Here is an 18,495-nt window from a genome sequence, read left to right as displayed (position 1 = left end):
GAGGTCACGCCATCCCGGTCAGGGCGCGCACGGCGGCGGCCGCGCTCGCCCGGGACGCGCCGAAGGTCCGTACCACGCCGGTGGCGTGGGGATACTCCGTCCCCGGATATCCCATGTCGACGACGATCAGGCGTGGCGCCCTCAGCCTTTCGAAGACCTCCGCGCTGCCGGGGTGCCGCGGCAGGTCCCGTACCACCGCGACCACGACGTCGGACGGCGCGACGCCCGACAGGTCTGGAAGGTCATGGATCGGCGGGCTCAGGACCAGATCGGTGAACGTGACGCCGGCCGCGCGCAACTCCGGGCCTATGCCCCACGGGACCGGCCCCGCCGCGATGGACGTCCGGTCGTCGAACGTCAGGACGTGCACGCCGCCGCCGGCGATCGACACGTCACCGTCGGAGACGGTCGCCCCCCACGCCGCCGCCAGGCCGATCGAACGTTCGGCCGTCGTGTCGGCCGAGCCGGGCACGCCCGGCGTGCCGGGATAGGCACGGGCCATCGCCCGAATCCGCCGGTTGGCCTCCTCCAGCCGGTCGACCGTCAGCTCACCGGACTCCGCCGCCGCGACGATCGCGTCGACGACGGACCGGGTCGCCTCCTCGAACTGCTCGGCGCCGAGGCACAACGCGTCGACACCGGCGCGCAGCGCGCCGACCGCGGCGGCGGGCAGCGATGAGGCGTGGTCCAGGACGCCGCGCATCTCCAGCGCGTCGGAGATGACGACGCCGTCGTAGCCGATCTCGTCACGGAGCAGGTGGCCGATCACAGTCTCGCTCAAGGTCGTGGGGACGCCGGGGTCGAGACAGTCAACCACGACATGGGCGGTCATCATGCTCGCCACGTTCGCGTCCGCGGCCCGTGCGAAGGTCCTCAGGTGCTCCGACTCGAACTCGGCGCGCCCGGCGACGACCCGGCCGAGCGACAGGTGCGAGTCCAGCAGTGACCCGCCGAGTCCCGGATAGTGTTTCAGGCACGCCGCCACGCCCGCGCTCTGCAGGCCCTCGACCCAGGCCGTGGCGTGTTCGGCGTTGACCTGCGAGGTACGGCCGAACGAGCGCGTGGTGAGCGGGCTGAGCGGGTCGGTCGCGTAGTCGCCGATCGGCGCGAGGTTGAAGTTGACGCCGAGCTGCGCGAGCTCGGCGCCGATGCCCCGGCCCACCGCCCGGGTGGCGTCGAGGTCGCCGTTCTCGCTCAGCACGCGGTTGCCGGGGTAGGGGCTTCCCTCGTCGTGGTGGATCCGGGTGACGTCGCCGCCCTCCTCGTCGATCGCCACGACGGCGGTCGGGCGCGCGTCCAGGATCTGCCGTACCAGCGTCGCCACCTGCTGAGGTGAGACGATGTTGCGTCCGAACAGGACGACGCCGCCCAGCCCTTCCCGCAGCAGGTCGAGCAGCCACGCCGGGGCTGTGGTTCCCTCGAACGCGGGCAGCACGGTGCCGAGGGCGAGGTGACGCAGGTGGGTTGTCATGCCAGTTGCTCCTCATCGTTGCGCAGTGCGAGGCGGGCGAGCCGGACGGCCCCGAGGACCGGCTCCGTGTCGAGGACCGAAAGCGGCAGCGACACTTCCTGGGCGACCAGCCCCGAGGCGAACGCGGACCGGAACGCGGGCTGCTTGACCATGATCGCACCGGCGCCGACCACGGAGTCGGCCCGGACCCCGAGGCGCAGCGCCGTCACGACGTTGCCGGCGAGCCGCCAGGCGTTGTCGGCGATGGCCTGCCGGGCGCAGTGCGAGCCGGCCTCCGCGCACTCGAAGACGCCCGCCGCGAAATCGCCGAGGGTCTCCCGCGAGCGCTTCAGGGCTCCGGGGAGACGGCGGTCCTCGGTGACGGCGAACGCCCCGGCCACGAACGGGCCGAACACCGGGTCGCTCTCGCCACGGTCGAGGCACGCGGTGTAGAGCCGGAGCGCGTCGACCACGATGCGCGGCGCGCTCCCGTGGTCGCCGAGGAGCCAGCCCCAGCCGTCGGTGAGCACCATGACGCCGTCCGCGGTCCGGCCGCCGACCACGGCGCCGGTTCCGGCGATCACCGACAGCGCGTGCTCCCGCCCGCCGGCCAGGCCGACCAGCAGGGCGTCGTTGCAGACCTGGACGGTCACGCCGGGCCCCAGCTCGGCGGAGACGGCGGCCTCCAGCTCCCGGGTCAGCGCCTCGGAGTCGCACCCCCGGGCGCCCACGCCCACCGCGGCCAGGACGTGGCCCGCCGGCGTGACCCGGCGCAGCACACCGCGGATCAGCCGGGCCCGTCCCGTCGGCGACAGGTCGTTCCAGCCCGCGTTGGGTCTCGTCTCCGCGGCGAGCGGCTCGCCGGTGGCCGCGTCCTCGACGCGGACCCTCAGGTACGAGCCGCCGATGTCGAGGCCCGCGACGCCGCGGCGCGGCTGATCGAGCGTGCTCACGCGGCCGCCCCGACCTTCGTGTCGATGCGGGTGAACACCGGGTCCTCGGGGCGACGGCCGGTGGTCGCGCAGGCCTCCTGGACGACCATCTGGCAGATCACGCTCGCCGCGACGGACAGCTCGGCCTCGGTCATCCCGGGCAGGTGGATCTGGTGCAGGGGACCGGTTCCGCCGTACTCGATCGGCTCGGCTCCGATGAGGTGCACCGTGGCGCCGTGGTCGGCCAGCTGCCGGGCGAGCAGCGCCTCGGTCCCGCAGTTCACGATCAGGTGGACGGTGCCGGGCCTGGCGCTGTCCATGAAGCCGTGCAGGTACGACCGGGTGTCGAAGGCGGAGGCGGGCACCCCGAGGCCTTCGCGGAACAACAGCGAGCCTCCCTCGGCCGCGGCCATCCCCGCCCGCGACGAGACCAGGTCGATGTGACCGGCGCCCAGGAGGTCCGCCGCCAGGCGGCCCGCGGCCTCGCGCAGCCGCATCACCGCGGGCAGCCGTTCGCCGAAGGCGCGCCAGCGTTCCTCGTCGACACCGCCGGTGAGGTGCTCCGCCAACAGGGCCAGGGCCAGCGCGGTCGCGGTGTAGCCGACGGTCGACACCCGGGAGTCCGCGACGTCGCCCAGCCAGAGCTGCCGCGGCGTCAGGTCGGCCACCGGCGACGGCGTCCGGTTGACGACGCTCATCCGTGACTCCGCCGGGGCCGCCGACAGCGCGCGCACGATCTCGACGCTGCGTCCGGACTGGGAGATCCCCAGATACGTCGTCCCCGGCCGCACCTGGGCCGCGGTGAAGTCGGCCCCGGTCAGCAGCTCGCACGAAACCCCCCGCGCGGTGAGCCCCGCCGTCAGCACGTGGGCCGCGGCGTGGCTCGCCCCGATCGCGAACACGACCAGGCGACGCGTGTCCGTCCCGGCGTGCCGGCGGAGCAGGTCCGGCAGCGTCGCGGCGAGTCGCGTCAGCGCCTCGGGCTGGCTGCTGAAGGCCTGGTCGAACGAGTTCCACGGAGGGCTCGGATGATTGCCCGTTGCTGTAACCATGTTAGTAAGGTAGCTTCCCTTACTCAGGATCGTCAAAGCTCACGGATCCTGTGGAGGTATTTCGATGAACGACCGTCAGTCTTCGCCCCAGCCGACCCGCCGCTCGGTCCTGGCGCTTCTCGCCCTGTCGCCCGTCGCGGGCGCGCTGGCCGGCTGCGCCACCGGCGCCCGGCAGTCTCCCGCCCCCGTCAAGACCCCGACGGGGCCCGCCGCCGCAGGCAACCCGTTCGGAGTGGCCGCGGACGCGCCCGTCGAGGTCGTCGTCTTCGACGGCGGCTACGGCCAGGCCTACATCAAGCTGCCCATCGAGCTGTACCAGGGCAAGCACCCCAAGGCCCGGGTCACCCAGTCGGCGACCCAGAAGATCCAGCAGACCCTCCAGCCTCGCTTCGTCGCCGGAAACCCGCCGGACGTGGTGAACAACTCCGGCTCCAACGCCATCGACTACGGCGCGCTCGTCAAGGACGGGGCGCTGCTGCCGCTCCTGCCGCTGCTGGACGCCCCCTCGTGGAGCGACCCGGCGGCCACCGTGCGCGAGACCCTGCGACCCGGCGTGGTCGAGGTGGGCACGCGCGAGGGTCAGTTCACGGTCCTGAACTACTCCTACGGCGCCTACGGCGCGTGGTACAGCTCCTCGCTGTTCAAGGAGAAGGGGTGGACCTATCCCCAGACGTGGGACGCCTACCTCGAGCTGTGCGAAAAGATGGCCACCGCGGGCATCGCTCCCTGGACCTACCCCGGCCAGTTCCCGTACTACATGTTCTGGTGGCTGACCTCGATGATCTACAAGGTGGCCGGCAAGGAGGTCGTCGACAAGATCAACAACCTCGACAAGAACGCCTGGACCGACGAGCGGGCCGTCACCGCCCTGCGGGCGTTCGAGGCGATCCCCGCCAACGGCTGGGTGCTCAAGGGGAGCTCCGGGCTGAACCACACCGACGCGCAGATGCAGTTCCTGACGGGCAAGGCCGGTTTCGTTCCGGGCGGTTCCTGGCTGGAGAAGGAGATGGGGGACAGCGTCCCGGCGGGCTTCGACATGTCGATCTGCCGCGTCCCGTCGATCACCGCCGCCGACGACCGGCCGTTCGGAGCCCTGTGCGCCAAGGCGGGCGAGCCGTACATCGTCCCGAGCAAGGCGGCCAACACCGCGGGCGGCCTGGAGTTCCTGCGCGCGATGCTCTCCGACGAGGGCGCCGCGAACTTCATCGCCCAGGCGGGCACGCTGTCCTCCAACCGCAACGCGAAGCTGCCCGCGGACGCCAAGCACGGTCTCGTGTCGATCAACGCCGCACTGGCGGAGGCCGGCGACAACGTCTTCGGGGTCACGGTCGACACCCGCGACAGCAAGCTGTGGGGCGACATCGCCAAGGTGATGGGCCGCTTCATGAACGGCGACGTGAAGGCGGACCAGCTCGCCACGGAGGCTCAGCGCCTCACCGACGCGGCCCGCGGATAAGGCGAGCCCCATGCGCAACCGGCAACAGGGCCGCGTCATCGTCGGCTTCCTCGCCGCGCCCGTCATCCTGTACACGGTGTTCGTGGCCTCGCCCTACGTGCAGGCGTTCTACATCGCCCTCACCGACTGGCGAGGCCTGTCCGCCGAGGTCGAGGTCATCGGCTTGGCCAACTTCGCCGAACTGTCCGGCGACCCGGTGTTCTGGAAGGCCCTGCTCAACAATCTGGTCCTGCTGGTGACCCTGCCCGTGGTCACCATCGGGGTGGCGCTGTTCCTCGCCTTCATGCTCAACGCCGCAGGAGGACCCCGGAGTGGGGAGATCCGGGGGGTGCGGGGCGCCGGGTTCTACCGGGTCGTGTACTTCTTCCCGTACATCCTGTCGATCGCGATCATCGGCGTGCTGTGGACGAACATCTACAACCCCATCAACGGCCTGCTCAACGGCGCGCTGCGCGCCGTCGGCCTCGGCGGGATCCAGCCGTCGTGGCTCGGCGACGAGAAGCTGGCCTTCTGGGCCGTGCTCGCCGTGCTGGTCTGGAACGGCGTCGGCTTCTACGTCGTGCTCTTCACCGCGGGCATCAAGGCGATCCCCGCCTCGATGCTCGAGGCGGCGGTGCTCGACGGCGCGTCCAGGAGCCAGATCTTCTTCCGCATCACGATCCCGCTGATCTGGGAGAACATCCGGACGGCGACCGTCTATCTGGGAATCGCCGCACTGGACGCGTTCGCCGTCGTCCAGATCATGACCGGCGGCGGGCCGAACGACTCGACCCAGGTCGGCTCGTTCTACCTCTACCAGAACGCGTTCTCCTACGGCCGGTTCGGCTACGCCTCGGCGATGGGCGTCGTGCTCTTCGTCGTCACCCTCGCCCTGTCCGCGTTCACGCTTCGCGCGACCCGTAAAGAAAGGATCGAGTTCTGATGACCACCGCCACGCACGACCGGGTGAGCCCGCAGGCGGCCGCCGTCGGTCCGCGGAGGTCGCGTTCGGCGCGGGCCGGATCCTCCGGCCCGACGATCGTCGTCGCACAGGCGTTCCTGGTCCTGTGGGCCGTCGTGTCGACCGTGCCGCTGCTGTGGGCCGTCATCAGCTCTTTCAAGTCCGATCCCGAGATCGTCGCCGACCCGTGGTCGCTGCCGAAGGCTCTGCGATGGGAGAACTTCGCCCGGGCCTGGGACGCCGCGTCGATCGGGACGTACTTCGGCAACACCGTCCTCGTGGTGGGCGGCGGCGTCGCGCTGACACTTCTGCTGTCGGCCATGGCCGCCTACGTGTTCGCCCGCTTCGACTTCCGCCTGAAGGGAGCGCTCTACTACTTCTTCGTCGCCGGGATGACCTTCCCCGTCTTCATGGCGCTCGTCCCGCTGTTCTTCGTGGTCCAGAACCTGGGGCTCGGCAACTCGCTGCCCGGTCTCGTCCTGGTGTACACCGCCTACTCGCTGCCGTTCTCGATGTTCTTCCTGGTGGCGTTCTTCCGGACGCTGCCCGGAGAGATCGCCGAAGCCGCCACGCTCGACGGCTGCGGCGAGGTCGCGATCTTCTTCAAGATCATGCTGCCGATGGCCAGGCCGGGGCTCATCAGCGTCGGGATCTTCAACTTCATCGGCCAGTGGAACCAGTACCTGATCCCGCTCGTCCTCGTCAGCGACGACAGCAAGTTCGTCCTGTCGCAGGGACTGGCCAACCTCGCGGTCGAACAGGGCTACGCCGGCGACCGGTCGGGTCTCTTCGCGGGCCTCACGATCGCCATGGTGCCGATCCTGGTGGTCTACGCCCTCCTCCAGGGCCGGATCCAGGCGGGGATGACGGCCGGTGCGCTCAAGTAAGGGCTCGCCGACGCGGCTTTTCGCCGGAATGCCCGTCGTCCCCGGGATCCTCCGCGGCGAGTGGGACGCCGGGAGGCGGGCAGTGGCGTAACCTCCTGGCGGGAGCCGGACAACGACGGAGGGGACGGCGGAGAAGAACGTGGCGAGACGTCCGACGGCCGAGCAGATCGAACACCTTTTCGTCGGCACCTCGCCCCGCTACACCCGGATCGAGGTGGCCGAGCTCGCCGAGGTGCCGCAGGAGCTCACCGAGCGGATCTGGCGGGCGCTCGGCTTCGCCACGCTGGCCGACGACGCCGTGGCCTTCACCGACGCCGACGTGGCCGCGCTCAGGCGGGTCAAGGCGATGCTGGAGGACGGGCCGCTGGACGAGCGGGCGGTCATCAGGATGACCAGGGCGATCGGCCAGACGACCGCCAGGCTGGCGCAGTGGCAGGCCGAGATCATGATCGGCGCCGTGCTCGACCGGGAGCGGCAGCCGACGGACGCCGACCTCGCCGCGGTCCTGGAGGCCTCCCGCAGGCTGCTGCCGGACTTCGAGCAGGTGCTGGTCCACGTCTGGCGGGCCCAGCTCGCCGCCGCGGGGACCCGCCTGCTCGCCACGACCGACCTCACCGAGGAGATCGTGTCGAACCGGCTGACCCTCGCGGTCGGCTTCGCCGATCTGGTCTCCTTCACCCAGCTCTCCCGCGAGCTGGACGAGCACGGCCTGGCCGAACTGGTCGAGGGGTTCGAGTCGCGGGCCTCCGACGTGATCGCCGCGCACGGCGGACGGCTGGTCAAGACGCTCGGGGACGAGGTGCTGTTCACCGCCGCGGATCCGCGCACGGCCGCGAGCATCGCGCTCGGTCTCGTCGACGCGATCCGCGCGTACGGCCCCGAGGTGCGCGTCGGGCTCGCCCACGGCCCCGTCGTGCCGATGATGGGCGACGTCTTCGGGACCACCGTCAACCTGGCCGCCCGGCTGACGGCCATCGCCCGCCCCGGCACGATCATCGCCGACGGCGAGCTGGCCGAGGCGGTCGCCGGGGCTCCCGGGGTCATGGTCCACCGCATGCGCCGCCGTCCGGCGCGCGGGCTCGGCATGGTCCAGCCGTACGTGCTGCGCCGGGCCTGACAGCCGCGCGGGCCTGGCGGTCAGAGGCCTGACGGTCGGCGTGGGCCTGGTGAGCGGAGCCTGGGCCTGATAAGCCCTGATGGGCGGAGCCCGGGCCTGATAAGCATTGATGTGGGGGACGTCAGGGAAAAATGCCGTCCAACCGGTAACGACTCGAAGACGAGGTGCTGGATATGCCGTACACCGTGCAAGGCGTGGTCGCGCGAGGCAAGGGCGAAGCCGTCTCCCTGGAGACGGTCCACGTGCCGGACCCCGGTCCCGGTGAGGCGGTGGTGAACGTCCAGGCCTGCGGTGTCTGCCACACCGACCTGCACTACCGCGAGGGCGGGATCAACGACGAGTTCCCGTTCCTGCTCGGCCACGAGGCCGCCGGGGTGGTCGAGGCCGTCGGCGAGGGCGTCACCGAGGTCGCCCCCGGCGACTACGTGATCCTGAACTGGCGGGCGGTCTGCGGGCAGTGCCGCGCCTGCCGCAGGGGCCGCCCGTGGTACTGCTTCAACACCCACAACGCGACCCAGAGGATGACGCTGGAGGACGGCACGCCGCTCAGCCCCGCCCTGGGCATCGGCGCCTTCATCGAGAAGACCCTGGTCGCGGCCGGGCAGTGCACCAAGGTCGACCCCGAGGCCCCGCCGACGGCCGCGGGCCTGCTCGGCTGCGGCGTGATGGCGGGCATCGGCGCGGCCGTCAACACCGGCGGCGTGACCAGGGGCGACAGCGTGGCCGTCATCGGCTGCGGCGGCGTCGGCGGCGCCGCCGTCCACGGCGCCTGGCTCGCGGGCGCGACGAAGGTCATCGCGGTCGACATCGACGACCGCAAGCTCGCCTGGGCCAAGGAGTTCGGCGCCACCCACACGGTCAACTCCAGCCAGGTCGACCCGGTCGAGGCGATCAGGGAGCTCACCGGCGGCGACGGCGCGGACGTGGTCATCGAGGCCGTCGGCCGCCCCGAGACCTACCGGCAGGCCTTCTACGCCCGCGACCTGGCCGGGACCGTGGTCCTGGTCGGCGTGCCCACGCCGGAGATGACGATCGAGCTGCCGCTGCTGGACGTCTTCGGCCGCGGCGGGGCGCTGAAGTCCTCCTGGTACGGCGACTGCCTGCCCAGCCGCGACTTCCCCATGCTCATCGACCTCTACCGTCAGGGGCGGCTGAACCTGGACGGCTTCGTCTCCGAGACCATCGGGCTCGGCGACGTCGAGGAGGCCTTCGCCAAGATGCACCGCGGCGAGGTGCTGCGCTCGGTGGTGGTCCTGTGATCGACAGGGTCGTCACCTCGGGGACGTTCTCGCTGGACGGCGGGACGTGGGAGGTCGACAACAACGTCTGGCTGGTCGGCTCGGGCAGGGAGGTCGTCGTCGTCGACGCGGCGCACGACGCGAACGCCATCGCCGAGCGGGTCGGCGACCGTGAGGTCAGGGCGATCGTCTGCACCCACGCGCACAACGACCACATCGACGCGGCGGCCGACCTCGCCGCGCTGGTCGGCGCGCCGATCCTGCTCCACCCCGCCGACCAGGTCCTGTGGGAGACGGTCTACCCCGACCTGCCGTACACCCCGTTGCGCGACGGAGAGGTGGTCTCCGCGGGCGGGGTCGAGCTGACCGTGCTGCACACGCCCGGCCACGCGCCGGGCGCGGTCTGCCTGCACGCGCCCGAGCTCGGCGCCGTCTTCAGCGGCGACACGCTGTTCAACGGCGGTCCCGGGGCGACGGGCAGGTCCTTCTCCTCGTTCGAGACGATCATCGAGTCGATCAGGACGCGGTTGCTGCCCCTGCCGGAGAAGACGGTCGTGCACACCGGGCACGGCGACTCGACCACGATCGGCGCCGAGGCCCCGCATCTTCAGGAATGGCTGGACAGAGGACACTGAGCGCGCTTCTTCAACGGAAGTGACGGAAGTGACGGGAGAGGAGACAGGCCCGGGACGACGGCGGGGGAGAAATTCCTTTGTGGCTTACGTCACATAGGAAAGCCTTACCGAATGAGTTATGTTAGGTGTGCCTTACCTGATCGTGATTCGTCGAGAGAGGTTTCTCCCCGCCATGTATGTCTGTGTCTGCCGCGCCGTCACCGAGAATGAGGTGCACGACTGCATCACGGCAGGGGCGAGGAGCGCGCGCCAGGTCCGCGACGCGACCGGCGCGGGAGGCGACTGTGCATCTTGCGTGCGGAAGATCTGTGCGATCCTGAAACGGTCTGAAGATTTGATGCCGACCGCATAGCACGAGGAGCCCGCCATGCAGGGCGACAAAAAGATCATCGAATTGCTGAACGAACAGCTCACGGCGGAGCTGACCGCGATCAACCAGTACTTCCTGCACGCGAAGATGCAGGAGAACTGGGGATACACCAGACTTGCGAAGTACACCCGCGAAGAGTCCATCGACGAGATGCGCCACGCGGAGAAGCTGACTGACCGGATCCTCTTTCTCGAAGGCCTGCCCAACTACCAGAGGCTGGGCACGCTGCACATCGGCCAGACCGTCGAGGAGCAGCTCCGCGCCGACCTGGACATCGAGTTGTCGGTCGTCGCCCGCCTCAAGCCCGCGATCATCCTGATGCGCGAGAAGGGCGACGCCACCTCCGCCCGCCTCTTCGAGGAGATCCTGGAGGACGAGGAGCGCCACATCGACTATCTCGAGACCGAGCTGGGGCTCATCGGCAGCCTTGGCGAGCAGCTCTACCTGGCTCGCTACGCCGAGCCGCCGTCGGCTTCCTGAGCCTGATTGGTCCGAACACGCCCGTCGTGCCCCTTACGGCCGGGCGTGTTCTGTTTTGTCATGAACAGGGATAGCGGGCTTTGGTGAGCCTGTCGTTTCCATGGACTTCCGAGGCGGGAGCGCTACCGCGCACACCCTGGCCGTTGCGGGACGACTATCCGGGATTTATCAGTGTTTGCCCAGGTCAATGGATAGGTCAATGACGAGTCAAACCGCGCGCTGTACCCGGGAAACGATCCCTTAAGGTCCTACGATCGCAACATGACCTGTGTACTTCTCGCCGAGGACGATACCTCGATCTCCGAGCCGCTGGCGCGTGCGCTGCGCCGCGAGGGCTATCAAGTCGAGGTGAGCCCCGACGGCCCGCAGGCCCTGGAGCGGGCTCTGTCGGGTGGCATCGACTTGATTGTTCTTGACCTGGGCCTGCCAGAGATGGACGGCCTGGAGGTTGCAAGGCGCATACGCGCAGAAGGGCACGGCACACCCGTGCTCATCCTCACCGCCCGCGTCGACGAGGTCGACACCGTCGTCGGCCTCGACGCCGGGGCGGACGACTACGTCACCAAGCCGTTCAGGCTCGCCGAGCTCCTGGCCCGCGTCCGCGCGCTGTTGCGACGCGGCACCTCGGAGACACCCGTGGTGCAGGGCGTGCGCATCGACGCCGACTCCCGTCGCGCGTGGATGGGCGACAAGGAGCTGCACCTGACGACCAAGGAGTTCGACCTGCTCCGGGTTCTGGTCCGTGACGCGGGGAAGGTGGTCACCCGCGAGCAGATCATGCGCGAGGTGTGGGACACCAACTGGTGGGGTTCGACCAAGACCCTGGACATGCACATCTCGTGGCTGCGGCGCAAACTGGGGGACGACGCCGCCAAGCCGCGATACATCACGACCGTGCGAGGGGTTGGCTTCCGCTTCGAACGCGAGTAGGGAATGCGCCGCCGCCTGCTCTCGTCGACCTTGCTCGTCGCCGTCATCGGGGTGCTCCTGCTGGGCATCCCCCTGGGGGTCGCGGTCAACCGGCTGATTGAGGAAGAGGCGACTCAGGAGCTGTCCTCCCAGGCCAAAAGCCTGCTGGGGGAGGTGGAATATGCCCGGATCCAGGACCAGCCCGTCGATCCGGAGCAGCTAAAGCGCAAATATCCCGATCGATACGTCCAAATCTATGCGAAGGGCACTCCTCCCCAGGTGACGATGGTGGGGACCGAGCCTCCTGACAGTCGAAAGATGACCCAGGACGCCCAGTCGGAGAACGGCGTGTACGTCGCGGTCAGCCGGGACAAGACGCAGGTGGAGCGGGAGGTCAGGGCGTGGCTCCTGCTCATCCTGGCGCTCGCGGTCGCGGCGCTCGCGGTCGCGGTCGGGCTCGCCATCGTCCAGTCACGCCGCCTCACCCTCCCGCTCAGCGACCTGGCGATGATCGCTGAGCGGCTCGGTTCGGGCGACGCCAGGCCGAGCAAGCACCGCTACGGCATCCAGGAGCTCGACCGGGTGGCCGAGGTGCTGGACCGCAGCGCGACCCGCATCTCCGACCTGCTGGCCAGGGAGCGGGAGTTCGCGACCGACGCCTCGCACCAGCTCCGCACCCCGCTCACGGGCCTGACCATGCGGCTGGAGGAGATCGTGGCGGCCGCGCACGAGCCCGGGATCGTCAAGGAGGAGGGCGAGGCCGCCATCGTGCAGGCGGAGCGTCTCACCGCCGTGATCGACGAGCTGCTGGCGGCGGCCAGGCGGCAGCGGCAGGCCCAGGCCGACGCGGTCGCGCTCGACGACATCCTGGACCAGCAGTTCATCGAGTGGGGTCCGGCCTTCCGCAGGGTGGGGCGGAAGCTGAAACTGTCCGGCATGCGTGGCCTCCACGCGCTCGGCACCGCTGGCGGCATCAGCCAGGTGGTCTCGACCCTGCTGGAGAACTCGCTGGAGCACGGCGGCGGCACCACGACGGTGACCACCAGCGACAAGGACAGGTCCATCGTGATCGAGGTCATGGACGAGGGCCAGGGCGTCTCCGACGAGCTGGCGGGGAGGATCTTCGAGCGGAACGTCAGCGGGGCGGGCGGCACCGGTCTTGGGCTGACCGTGGCGCGCGCGCTGGCCGCCTCCGACGGCGGACGCCTGGAGCTCGTCCGGCCCCGCCCCGCGGCGTTCGCGCTCTTCCTGCGGCAGGTCGACGACACCACCAGGAACAGGGTGGTCAGCGGACCCGCGTGACCCGGTGGAACCGGCTTGTCTCCGCCGGCGGGGAGTGGGTTTCGGCTTGGGCGCGTCGGTGTCTGGACTGAGGAGCGCAGCGACGGAGTGACGAGGGAAGACGCCGACTCGGAAGCGCCCAAGCCCCGCGATGCCGCCAGGCGTCGCAAATGAGCAGGGCTAGTGGGGGGTCCGGGTGCTCTCGTTGGGGAGCTCCTTCGGCACCTCTTCGGTGATCTCCGTGGCGGCCAGGAAGACCCACTTCTTGTAGGACCAGAAGCGGAAGAGCGTGCCCAGGCCGATGCCGAACAGGTTGGCGATGTTCGTGCTCAGCGGGTCGGTCAGCTTCAGGATGGACTGCGTGAAACCGAGGCAGAGCAGACCGATCAGCAGCCCGAAGGCGTTGAGCAGGAAGAAAAGGAAGTACTCCCTGGTGAGGCCGCTCTGCTCCCGGTGCCTGAAGGTCCAGAAGCGGTTGCCGAGATAGGCGAGGGTGGCCGCCACAGTCGTGGCGACGACCTTGGAAGCCAGGGTTCCCCAGTGCAGGCCGTAGACGAGCAGGTTGAGGCCGCCGGTGTCGACGACGAAGGCGATCGCTCCGACGGTCCCGAACTTCGCCAGCTCGTGGATCAGCTCGGTGAGCCGTTCGTAGGCACGCCGCAGAAACTTCACGTCTCCCGCACGGTCCTTTCCGGGTTGGCTGAGGGCCGCCGTCGGGGGGACCTCGGAGGTTGTTCTGCCAGGCTACCGGTGTGCCCGCCCGTTCCGTATGCGGGTTGACCAGATGTTGTGCACAGCAGTCAGTTAGTGAGCTTTCTAGAAATATCGGATAACAAGAGATAAATCTAGGAATCTAAGGCTCTTAAGTCCATCGAATCACGCGAGCCCCGCAGGAGATCCCCCTCCTCCGTCCCTCGCGACGCGGCCTGCGGCGTGGGTCCGGCCCCCGCCCGTTCCCGTACGGCGGGCCGGTAAACTCGACCGTCGTGAGCAGCTCTTCCTTGGCAGGTCCCATCGGTCCCGTCGTCGGCGTCATCGGAGCAGGCCAGCTGGCCAGGATGACCCAGCAGGCGGCCATCGCCCTCGGCGTGGAGCTGCGGGTCCTGGCCAACTCTCCGGACGAGAGCGCGGCCAGGGTGATCGCCGACGTGCGCCTGGGCGACTACCGCGACCTCGCGACCCTGCGCGACTTCGCCAAGGGCTGTGACGCGATCACCTTCGACCACGAGCACGTGCCCACCGAGCACATCCGCGCGCTGGCCGGGGACGGCTTCGCCGTGCACCCCGGGGCCGACGCGCTCGTGCACGCCCAGGACAAGGCCGTGATGCGCGAGCGGCTGACCGCGATCGGGGCCCCGTGCCCGCCGTGGCGGCGGATCGCCACGGTCGCCGACGTCGAGGAGTTCGCGGGCGAGAACGGCTGGCCCGTGGTGCTCAAGGCCGTGCGCGGCGGCTACGACGGGCGCGGCGTCTGGGTCTGCCGGTCGGCGCAGGAGGCGGCCGAGGTGCTGGCCACCGGGGTGCCGCTGATGGCCGAGGCGTTCGTGCCGTTCGAGCGCGAGCTGGCCGTCCTGGTCGCCAGGTCGCCGCACGGACAGGGCGTCAGCTACCCGGTCGTCGAGACCGTCCAGCGTGACGGGATCTGCGTCGAGGTGCTCGCCCCCGCCCCTGGCCTCGACGCGGAGGAGGCCGCGCAGGCGCAGCGGATCGCCCTGCGGATCGCCCACGAGCTGGGCGTGACCGGGCTGCTGGCCGTGGAGATGTTCGCCACCGCCTCGGGGCTCGTGGTGAACGAGCTGGCGATGCGCCCGCACAACAGCGGTCACTGGACCATCGACGGGGCCCGCACCTCCCAGTTCGAGCAGCACCTGCGGGCCGTGCTGGACCTTCCGCTCGGATCGCCCTCGATGTCGGCCCCCGTCGTGGTGATGGCCAACCTCCTCGGCGGCGACGACCCCGACCTCTTCTCCCGTTACGAGCACGTGATGGCCCACGACCCGGGGATCAAGGTTCACTTCTACGGCAAGGAAGTACGGCCAGGCCGCAAGATCGGCCACGTCACGGCCTTCGGCGACGACCTCGACGAGGTCAGGGCCCGCGCCCGGCACGCCGCCGTCTACCTCTCCGAGGGCGTCTACACGTGAGCGGGGCCACCGCCCCCCAGTCACCACCCACCACGTCGTCACCGGCATCACCGGCATCACTGCGAACGCGGTCCCTGCGGCCGCGAGACGAGGAGAACGCATGACCACCGTCGGCATCGTCATGGGAAGCGACTCCGACTGGCCGGTGATGCGGCTCGCCGCCGAGGCGCTGGCCGAGTTCGACGTGCCGTTCGAGGCCGACGTGGTCTCCGCGCACCGCATGCCCGAGGAGATGATCGCCTACGGCGCGCAGGCGGCGGGCCGGGGCCTGAAAGTGATCATCGCGGGCGCGGGGGGAGCCGCCCACCTGCCGGGCATGCTCGCCTCGGTGACCCCCCTGCCGGTGATCGGCGTCCCGGTGCCGCTGAAGTACCTCGACGGCATGGACTCCCTGCTCTCGATCGTCCAGATGCCCGCCGGAGTCCCGGTCGCGACCGTCGCCGTCGGCGGCGCCCGTAACGCGGGCCTGCTGGCCGTGCGCATCCTCGCCGCCTCCGACGAGGGGCTGCGGGAGCGGATGGAGCGTTTCCAGGTGTCCCTCAAGGAACAGGCTCACGCCAAGGGCGCCAAGCTCCGCGCCGAGGCCGCCGCTCTCGGCGGCTGAGCCGTACGGGGACGCCCGGGGCCGGCCTACTCCGTCCCGGAGCCTTCCCCGCGTGCCTTCCGCGCGCCCGCGACGGCGCAGACCGGCCGGGTGCGGGCGGCGTAGGAGCGCGCGGCGACGACGAGGCCCATGCCCAGCCCGCCGAAGGCCAGTCCGCCGAACTCGACCATCCAGGCGCCGCCGGCCCCGGAGTCGGCTTCGGGGCCGACGAGAAGCGCCACGCCCATGACGATGAGCGCCGTCCCGTACAGCGCCAGCGTGACACCGGTCAGCCAGGCGGGGATCAGCGGCAGCAGGCGCGGCACCCGCCGTCCGGACAGGAACAGGGTCCACCGGGGGAACACCTGCCCCCACGGATGGACCAGGCCCAGCATCAGGAACCACGCGAGCGCGGCGGCCAGTACGGTGAAGTCGACGCCCACCGACGCCAGCGCCCGCACCGCCCCCGACGCGCCCGCGTTCGCCTCCCGCCACTGCTGGGCGGTGACGCCGAGGGCGTCGCCGCCCAGCGTCCAGACGGTCTTGGTGGTCGCCCACGGCAGAACCCCGCACATGCCGACGTAGACGGCCGCGCGCACTCCCGCCGACGCGGTGGAGGCGGCCGGGTGGACCAGCGGGCCGTCGGAGTCGCCGGAGTGCGCCTCGCCGCACCGCGGACACCGGCCGCGCAGCCGTCGCCGGAAGGACAGGGCGGTGACCAGCAGCAGTCCCGCGCCGACGACGTTCAGCAGGAGATGCGCCGGACCGGCGCCGCCGGACCCCGTTCCCGAGCCCGCGACCAGGGACACGAACTCGATCGGCGCGCCGAACGTCCCCAGGACGAACACCGGGGTCACCACGGCCAGCGACACCCCGACCGCTGTCCGGCCGAGCCCGCCGCGGACACGTGTGCTCGCCGGACAGGCGCCCGCGGCCAGCACCGCCAGAGCGGCCAGGACGACCTGGACCACGGGCGGGAAGGCGTGACCCGGCCCCAGCGGCAGGACCGTGCCGGTCGCCAGCCAGGCGATCTGGACCGTGGCGTACAGCACCCCCCACACCGCCGCGACCCAGGGCGCCCACGACGGCCACCGACGCCGGCGCGCCGTCCATCCCGAACTCCGGGACGGCGGCCGGGAGCCGGGCGGCGCATGCCGGTCCGAGGAAACAGTCATCATGGCCTCCGGGGTTCGCGTCGTCACCCCAAGGTCGCCCGTCACCCACGACGGCCGCATCCCGCGCCGGGGCCACCCGTCTCCCCCCGGAGGGGGAGACGGGCTCCGAACGGCGGTCAGCGCGTCGGAGCGGCCCCGCCGCGGCCGCCGTACGCCATGGCGAGGGCGACGCAGAGGTACGGCACGGCGAACAGGGCGAACACCACGCCGTGTCCGGTGAAGGACGAGACGGCGGCGTAGACGCCGTAGACCAGCACCGTGCCGCCGTCCATGCCGATGCCCGCGAGCGAGGTCACCGTGGCCCTGCTCGGCCCGGTGATCGTCTGCTGCAGTCTCGCGTCGGCGATCACACTCGACAGCTGGAAGACGCAGAAGCCTGCTCCCACCAGCACCAGCCCCACCGGCTGTCGCGTCAACGCGCCCGCCGCCATGGCGAGGGAGGCCACGGCGAGCAGCACGGCGAAGGTCCTGACCGGCAGCCGTCCGGCGACTCCGGCCAGCAGGCCGCCGGCCGCCACGCCTCCCCAGACGACGAGCACGAGCATCGGCACGGCCGTCTCCGAGACACCGGTCGCGGCGGCCAGGAGCGGGACGTACTCCTCGAGCCCGCCCCAGATCGCGGTCACCACCGAGACCAGCAGCAGGGCGCCGCGTACCGGCCGGTTGTCCCTGACCTCGGCCAGGCCCGCCCGCAGCACCGCGACGTAACGGCCCGAGGCCTCCTCGGGCGGGGAGTCCGAGGCCTCCGCCGCCCGCGGGGCCACGCTCCGCTCCGACCGCTCCTCCGACTGCTCCGGTTGCTCCGGCTGCTCCGGCAGGGAGGACACGGCTCCCTCGGGGGAGGCGGGCACGGCCGCACCCGCCTCCCCCCGGGTCTCGGGCAGCGCCGTCCCGGCGAGCGCGCACAGCAGGCAGGTCAGCACGCTGGCCGTGCCGAGCGCGAAGTAGCCGCCGAAGGCGAGCACCGGGGCCGCGGCCGCGGTGGCCGCCGCGACCGAGACGAGCCCGACGGCGCGGACGCGTCCCATGATCGTGGCGTACCGCTCGGCGGCGTCCAGACGGACGAGTTCCTCGTAGACGAGGGCCTCCAGCGAGCCCGACCGCAGCGAGGCCCCGGCGTTCCAGAGCACGAACCCGAGGGCGAACATCCAGTAGGACGGGAACAGGAACCACAGGGCGAAGCCCGCCGCCGCCAGCAGCGGTCCGATCGACAGCAGCAGGCGGCGGGAGACGGCGTCGGCCCACGCCCCGGAGGGGACCTCCAGCAGCATGCCGGTGACGGCGCCGACGATGAACAGTGAGGAGATCTCGGACACCGACAGGCCGGTTTCGGCGAACAGCAGCGCGTAGACCGGATAGAGCAGGACGAAGTCCTCAAGGGCGGCATAGACGTAGAGCGCTCGGGCCAGCCGCTTCACGCGGACGCCGGGCGCCCGCGGAGACATAGTGATCATGAGGTCTTTCCACAGGACAGGACGGATGGGGACTCTGGGCGCTCGGTGGCGTCCGGTGGTCCGCGGCATCCCGTCTCGTGCCGACCTCTGGTGGTTCATCAATGTCGCCAGGTCATGCGGGGAGTATACGAGCGCCCCTCCGACGCCCGCCTCCCTATTTTCTCCCGGCGACCGCTCCCGCCAGATGGAGCGTCCGCCCTGGTCAGTCCTTGATCAGGTCAAGAGTGTCGGTGTTCGGCCGCTTCCCGCGGGCGACGGGCGGACCGTGGTCACCGGGCGGCGTCCCCCGTGGGCGCGGTCCGGATCTGCGTCGCCCGTCGCCGGTCCGGGCGGGGTTTCGCGATGGCCGACGGCGAGGGCGGGACGGATACTGTGTACGTGAGATCCACCGT

General features: G+C 70.7%; 18 protein-coding genes. 12 read left to right on the top strand and 6 right to left on the bottom strand.

What is annotated here, in order from left to right:
• Window positions 1-4: 4 nt before the first annotated feature.
• From PKF00_RS09310 to PKF00_RS09300, 3 genes are read right to left on the bottom strand one after another with little or no spacing between them, the layout of a single operon-like run.
• Window positions 5-1,471, bottom strand: coding sequence for a glycoside hydrolase family 3 protein (locus PKF00_RS09310; RefSeq protein ID WP_271216972.1), 1,467 nt, complete (start codon window positions 1,469-1,471; stop codon window positions 5-7).
• On the bottom strand, window positions 1,468-2,403 hold the full coding sequence (locus PKF00_RS09305) for a BadF/BadG/BcrA/BcrD ATPase family protein (RefSeq protein ID WP_271216971.1): 936 nt from the start codon (window positions 2,401-2,403) through the stop codon (window positions 1,468-1,470). Before PKF00_RS09305 ends, PKF00_RS09310 begins: the two co-directional genes overlap by 4 nt.
• Window positions 2,400-3,434 carry an SIS domain-containing protein gene (locus PKF00_RS09300; RefSeq protein WP_271216970.1) on the bottom strand — a complete coding sequence of 345 codons (1,035 nt, stop codon included), beginning with the start codon at window positions 3,432-3,434 and terminating at the stop codon, window positions 2,400-2,402. Before PKF00_RS09300 ends, PKF00_RS09305 begins: the two co-directional genes overlap by 4 nt.
• A 64-nt stretch (window positions 3,435-3,498) precedes the next feature.
• On the opposite strand from PKF00_RS09300, the gene ngcE reads away from it, so the two are divergent.
• The 10 genes from ngcE (at window position 3,499) to PKF00_RS09250 (ending at window position 12,768) form a co-directional block, all read left to right on the top strand.
• Entirely contained in the window at window positions 3,499-4,890 is a 1,392-nt protein-coding gene (gene ngcE / locus PKF00_RS09295) for an N-acetylglucosamine/diacetylchitobiose ABC transporter substrate-binding protein (protein ID WP_271216969.1), read from the top strand.
• 10 nt (window positions 4,891-4,900) lie between these two features.
• Entirely contained in the window at window positions 4,901-5,812 is a 912-nt protein-coding gene (locus tag PKF00_RS09290) for a carbohydrate ABC transporter permease (RefSeq protein WP_271216968.1), read from the top strand.
• The gene (locus PKF00_RS09285) at window positions 5,812-6,717 is read left to right on the top strand and encodes a carbohydrate ABC transporter permease (RefSeq protein WP_271216967.1); all 906 of its coding nucleotides are present in this window, start codon (window positions 5,812-5,814) and stop codon (window positions 6,715-6,717) included. Before PKF00_RS09290 ends, PKF00_RS09285 begins: the two co-directional genes overlap by 1 nt.
• A 139-nt stretch (window positions 6,718-6,856) precedes the next feature.
• Entirely contained in the window at window positions 6,857-7,834 is a 978-nt protein-coding gene (locus PKF00_RS09280) for an adenylate/guanylate cyclase domain-containing protein (protein WP_271216966.1), read from the top strand.
• Window positions 7,835-8,007: 173 nt separating this feature from the next.
• Entirely contained in the window at window positions 8,008-9,093 is a 1,086-nt protein-coding gene (locus PKF00_RS09275) for an S-(hydroxymethyl)mycothiol dehydrogenase (RefSeq protein WP_271216965.1), read from the top strand.
• Window positions 9,090-9,707, top strand: a complete 618-nt coding sequence (locus PKF00_RS09270) for an MBL fold metallo-hydrolase (RefSeq protein ID WP_271216964.1) — start codon at window positions 9,090-9,092, stop codon at window positions 9,705-9,707. The genes PKF00_RS09275 and PKF00_RS09270 overlap by 4 nt, the downstream gene beginning before the upstream one ends.
• Before the next feature lie 118 nt (window positions 9,708-9,825).
• Window positions 9,826-10,059, top strand: coding sequence for a (2Fe-2S)-binding protein (locus PKF00_RS09265; RefSeq protein WP_309298381.1), 234 nt, complete (start codon window positions 9,826-9,828; stop codon window positions 10,057-10,059).
• Between the two features lie 15 nt (window positions 10,060-10,074).
• The gene (gene bfr, locus PKF00_RS09260) at window positions 10,075-10,557 is read left to right on the top strand and encodes a bacterioferritin (RefSeq protein WP_271216963.1); all 483 of its coding nucleotides are present in this window, start codon (window positions 10,075-10,077) and stop codon (window positions 10,555-10,557) included.
• A 261-nt stretch (window positions 10,558-10,818) separates the two neighbouring features.
• Window positions 10,819-11,487 (top strand): response regulator transcription factor, encoded by a 669-nt coding sequence (locus tag PKF00_RS09255; RefSeq protein WP_012888073.1) that lies wholly within the window; start codon window positions 10,819-10,821, stop codon window positions 11,485-11,487.
• Window positions 11,488-11,490: 3 nt separating this feature from the next.
• Window positions 11,491-12,768 (top strand): ATP-binding protein, encoded by a 1,278-nt coding sequence (locus PKF00_RS09250; RefSeq protein WP_271216962.1) that lies wholly within the window; start codon window positions 11,491-11,493, stop codon window positions 12,766-12,768.
• Window positions 12,769-12,927: 159 nt separating this feature from the next.
• Here PKF00_RS09250 and PKF00_RS09245 read toward each other — a convergent pair whose 3' ends face one another.
• On the bottom strand, window positions 12,928-13,419 hold the full coding sequence (locus PKF00_RS09245; RefSeq protein WP_271216961.1) for a GtrA family protein: 492 nt from the start codon (window positions 13,417-13,419) through the stop codon (window positions 12,928-12,930).
• Between the two features lie 314 nt (window positions 13,420-13,733).
• Between PKF00_RS09245 and PKF00_RS09240 the strand changes: the two genes are divergently transcribed.
• Window positions 13,734-14,891 carry a 5-(carboxyamino)imidazole ribonucleotide synthase gene (locus PKF00_RS09240; RefSeq protein ID WP_271216960.1) on the top strand — a complete coding sequence of 386 codons (1,158 nt, stop codon included), beginning with the start codon at window positions 13,734-13,736 and terminating at the stop codon, window positions 14,889-14,891.
• Window positions 14,892-14,991: 100 nt separating this feature from the next.
• The gene (gene purE / locus PKF00_RS09235) at window positions 14,992-15,495 is read left to right on the top strand and encodes a 5-(carboxyamino)imidazole ribonucleotide mutase (RefSeq protein ID WP_271216959.1); all 504 of its coding nucleotides are present in this window, start codon (window positions 14,992-14,994) and stop codon (window positions 15,493-15,495) included.
• 26 nt (window positions 15,496-15,521) lie between these two features.
• Here the strand turns inward: purE and PKF00_RS09230 are convergent, their stop codons facing one another.
• Window positions 15,522-16,526, bottom strand: coding sequence for a hypothetical protein (locus PKF00_RS09230; protein WP_271216958.1), 1,005 nt, complete (start codon window positions 16,524-16,526; stop codon window positions 15,522-15,524).
• Between the two features lie 239 nt (window positions 16,527-16,765).
• Window positions 16,766-18,103, bottom strand: coding sequence for an MFS transporter (locus PKF00_RS09225; protein WP_271216957.1), 1,338 nt, complete (start codon window positions 18,101-18,103; stop codon window positions 16,766-16,768).
• Between the last annotated feature and the right edge of the window lie 392 nt (window positions 18,104-18,495).

Source organism: Streptosporangium carneum (genome assembly GCF_027922005.1).
Classification (GTDB): domain Bacteria; phylum Actinomycetota; class Actinomycetes; order Streptosporangiales; family Streptosporangiaceae; genus Streptosporangium; species Streptosporangium carneum.
The sequence above is the reverse complement of the archived record's forward strand: the minus strand, read 5'-3'. Positions and strand labels throughout refer to the sequence as shown.

Coding starts and splice junctions, on each gene's coding strand:
- bfr (WP_271216963.1), top strand. CDS start 10,075: ATGCAGGGCGACAAAAAGATCATCGAATTGCTGAACGAACAGCTCACG.
- PKF00_RS09300 (WP_271216970.1), bottom strand. CDS start 3,434: ATGGTTACAGCAACGGGCAATCATCCGAGCCCTCCGTGGAACTCGTTC.
- PKF00_RS09310 (WP_271216972.1), bottom strand. CDS start 1,471: ATGACAACCCACCTGCGTCACCTCGCCCTCGGCACCGTGCTGCCCGCG.
- PKF00_RS09265 (WP_309298381.1), top strand. CDS start 9,826: ATGTTAGGTGTGCCTTACCTGATCGTGATTCGTCGAGAGAGGTTTCTC.
- PKF00_RS09255 (WP_012888073.1), top strand. CDS start 10,819: ATGACCTGTGTACTTCTCGCCGAGGACGATACCTCGATCTCCGAGCCG.
- PKF00_RS09290 (WP_271216968.1), top strand. CDS start 4,901: ATGCGCAACCGGCAACAGGGCCGCGTCATCGTCGGCTTCCTCGCCGCG.
- ngcE (WP_271216969.1), top strand. CDS start 3,499: ATGAACGACCGTCAGTCTTCGCCCCAGCCGACCCGCCGCTCGGTCCTG.
- PKF00_RS09285 (WP_271216967.1), top strand. CDS start 5,812: ATGACCACCGCCACGCACGACCGGGTGAGCCCGCAGGCGGCCGCCGTC.
- PKF00_RS09275 (WP_271216965.1), top strand. CDS start 8,008: ATGCCGTACACCGTGCAAGGCGTGGTCGCGCGAGGCAAGGGCGAAGCC.
- PKF00_RS09225 (WP_271216957.1), bottom strand. CDS start 18,103: ATGATCACTATGTCTCCGCGGGCGCCCGGCGTCCGCGTGAAGCGGCTG.
- purE (WP_271216959.1), top strand. CDS start 14,992: ATGACCACCGTCGGCATCGTCATGGGAAGCGACTCCGACTGGCCGGTG.
- PKF00_RS09250 (WP_271216962.1), top strand. CDS start 11,491: ATGCGCCGCCGCCTGCTCTCGTCGACCTTGCTCGTCGCCGTCATCGGG.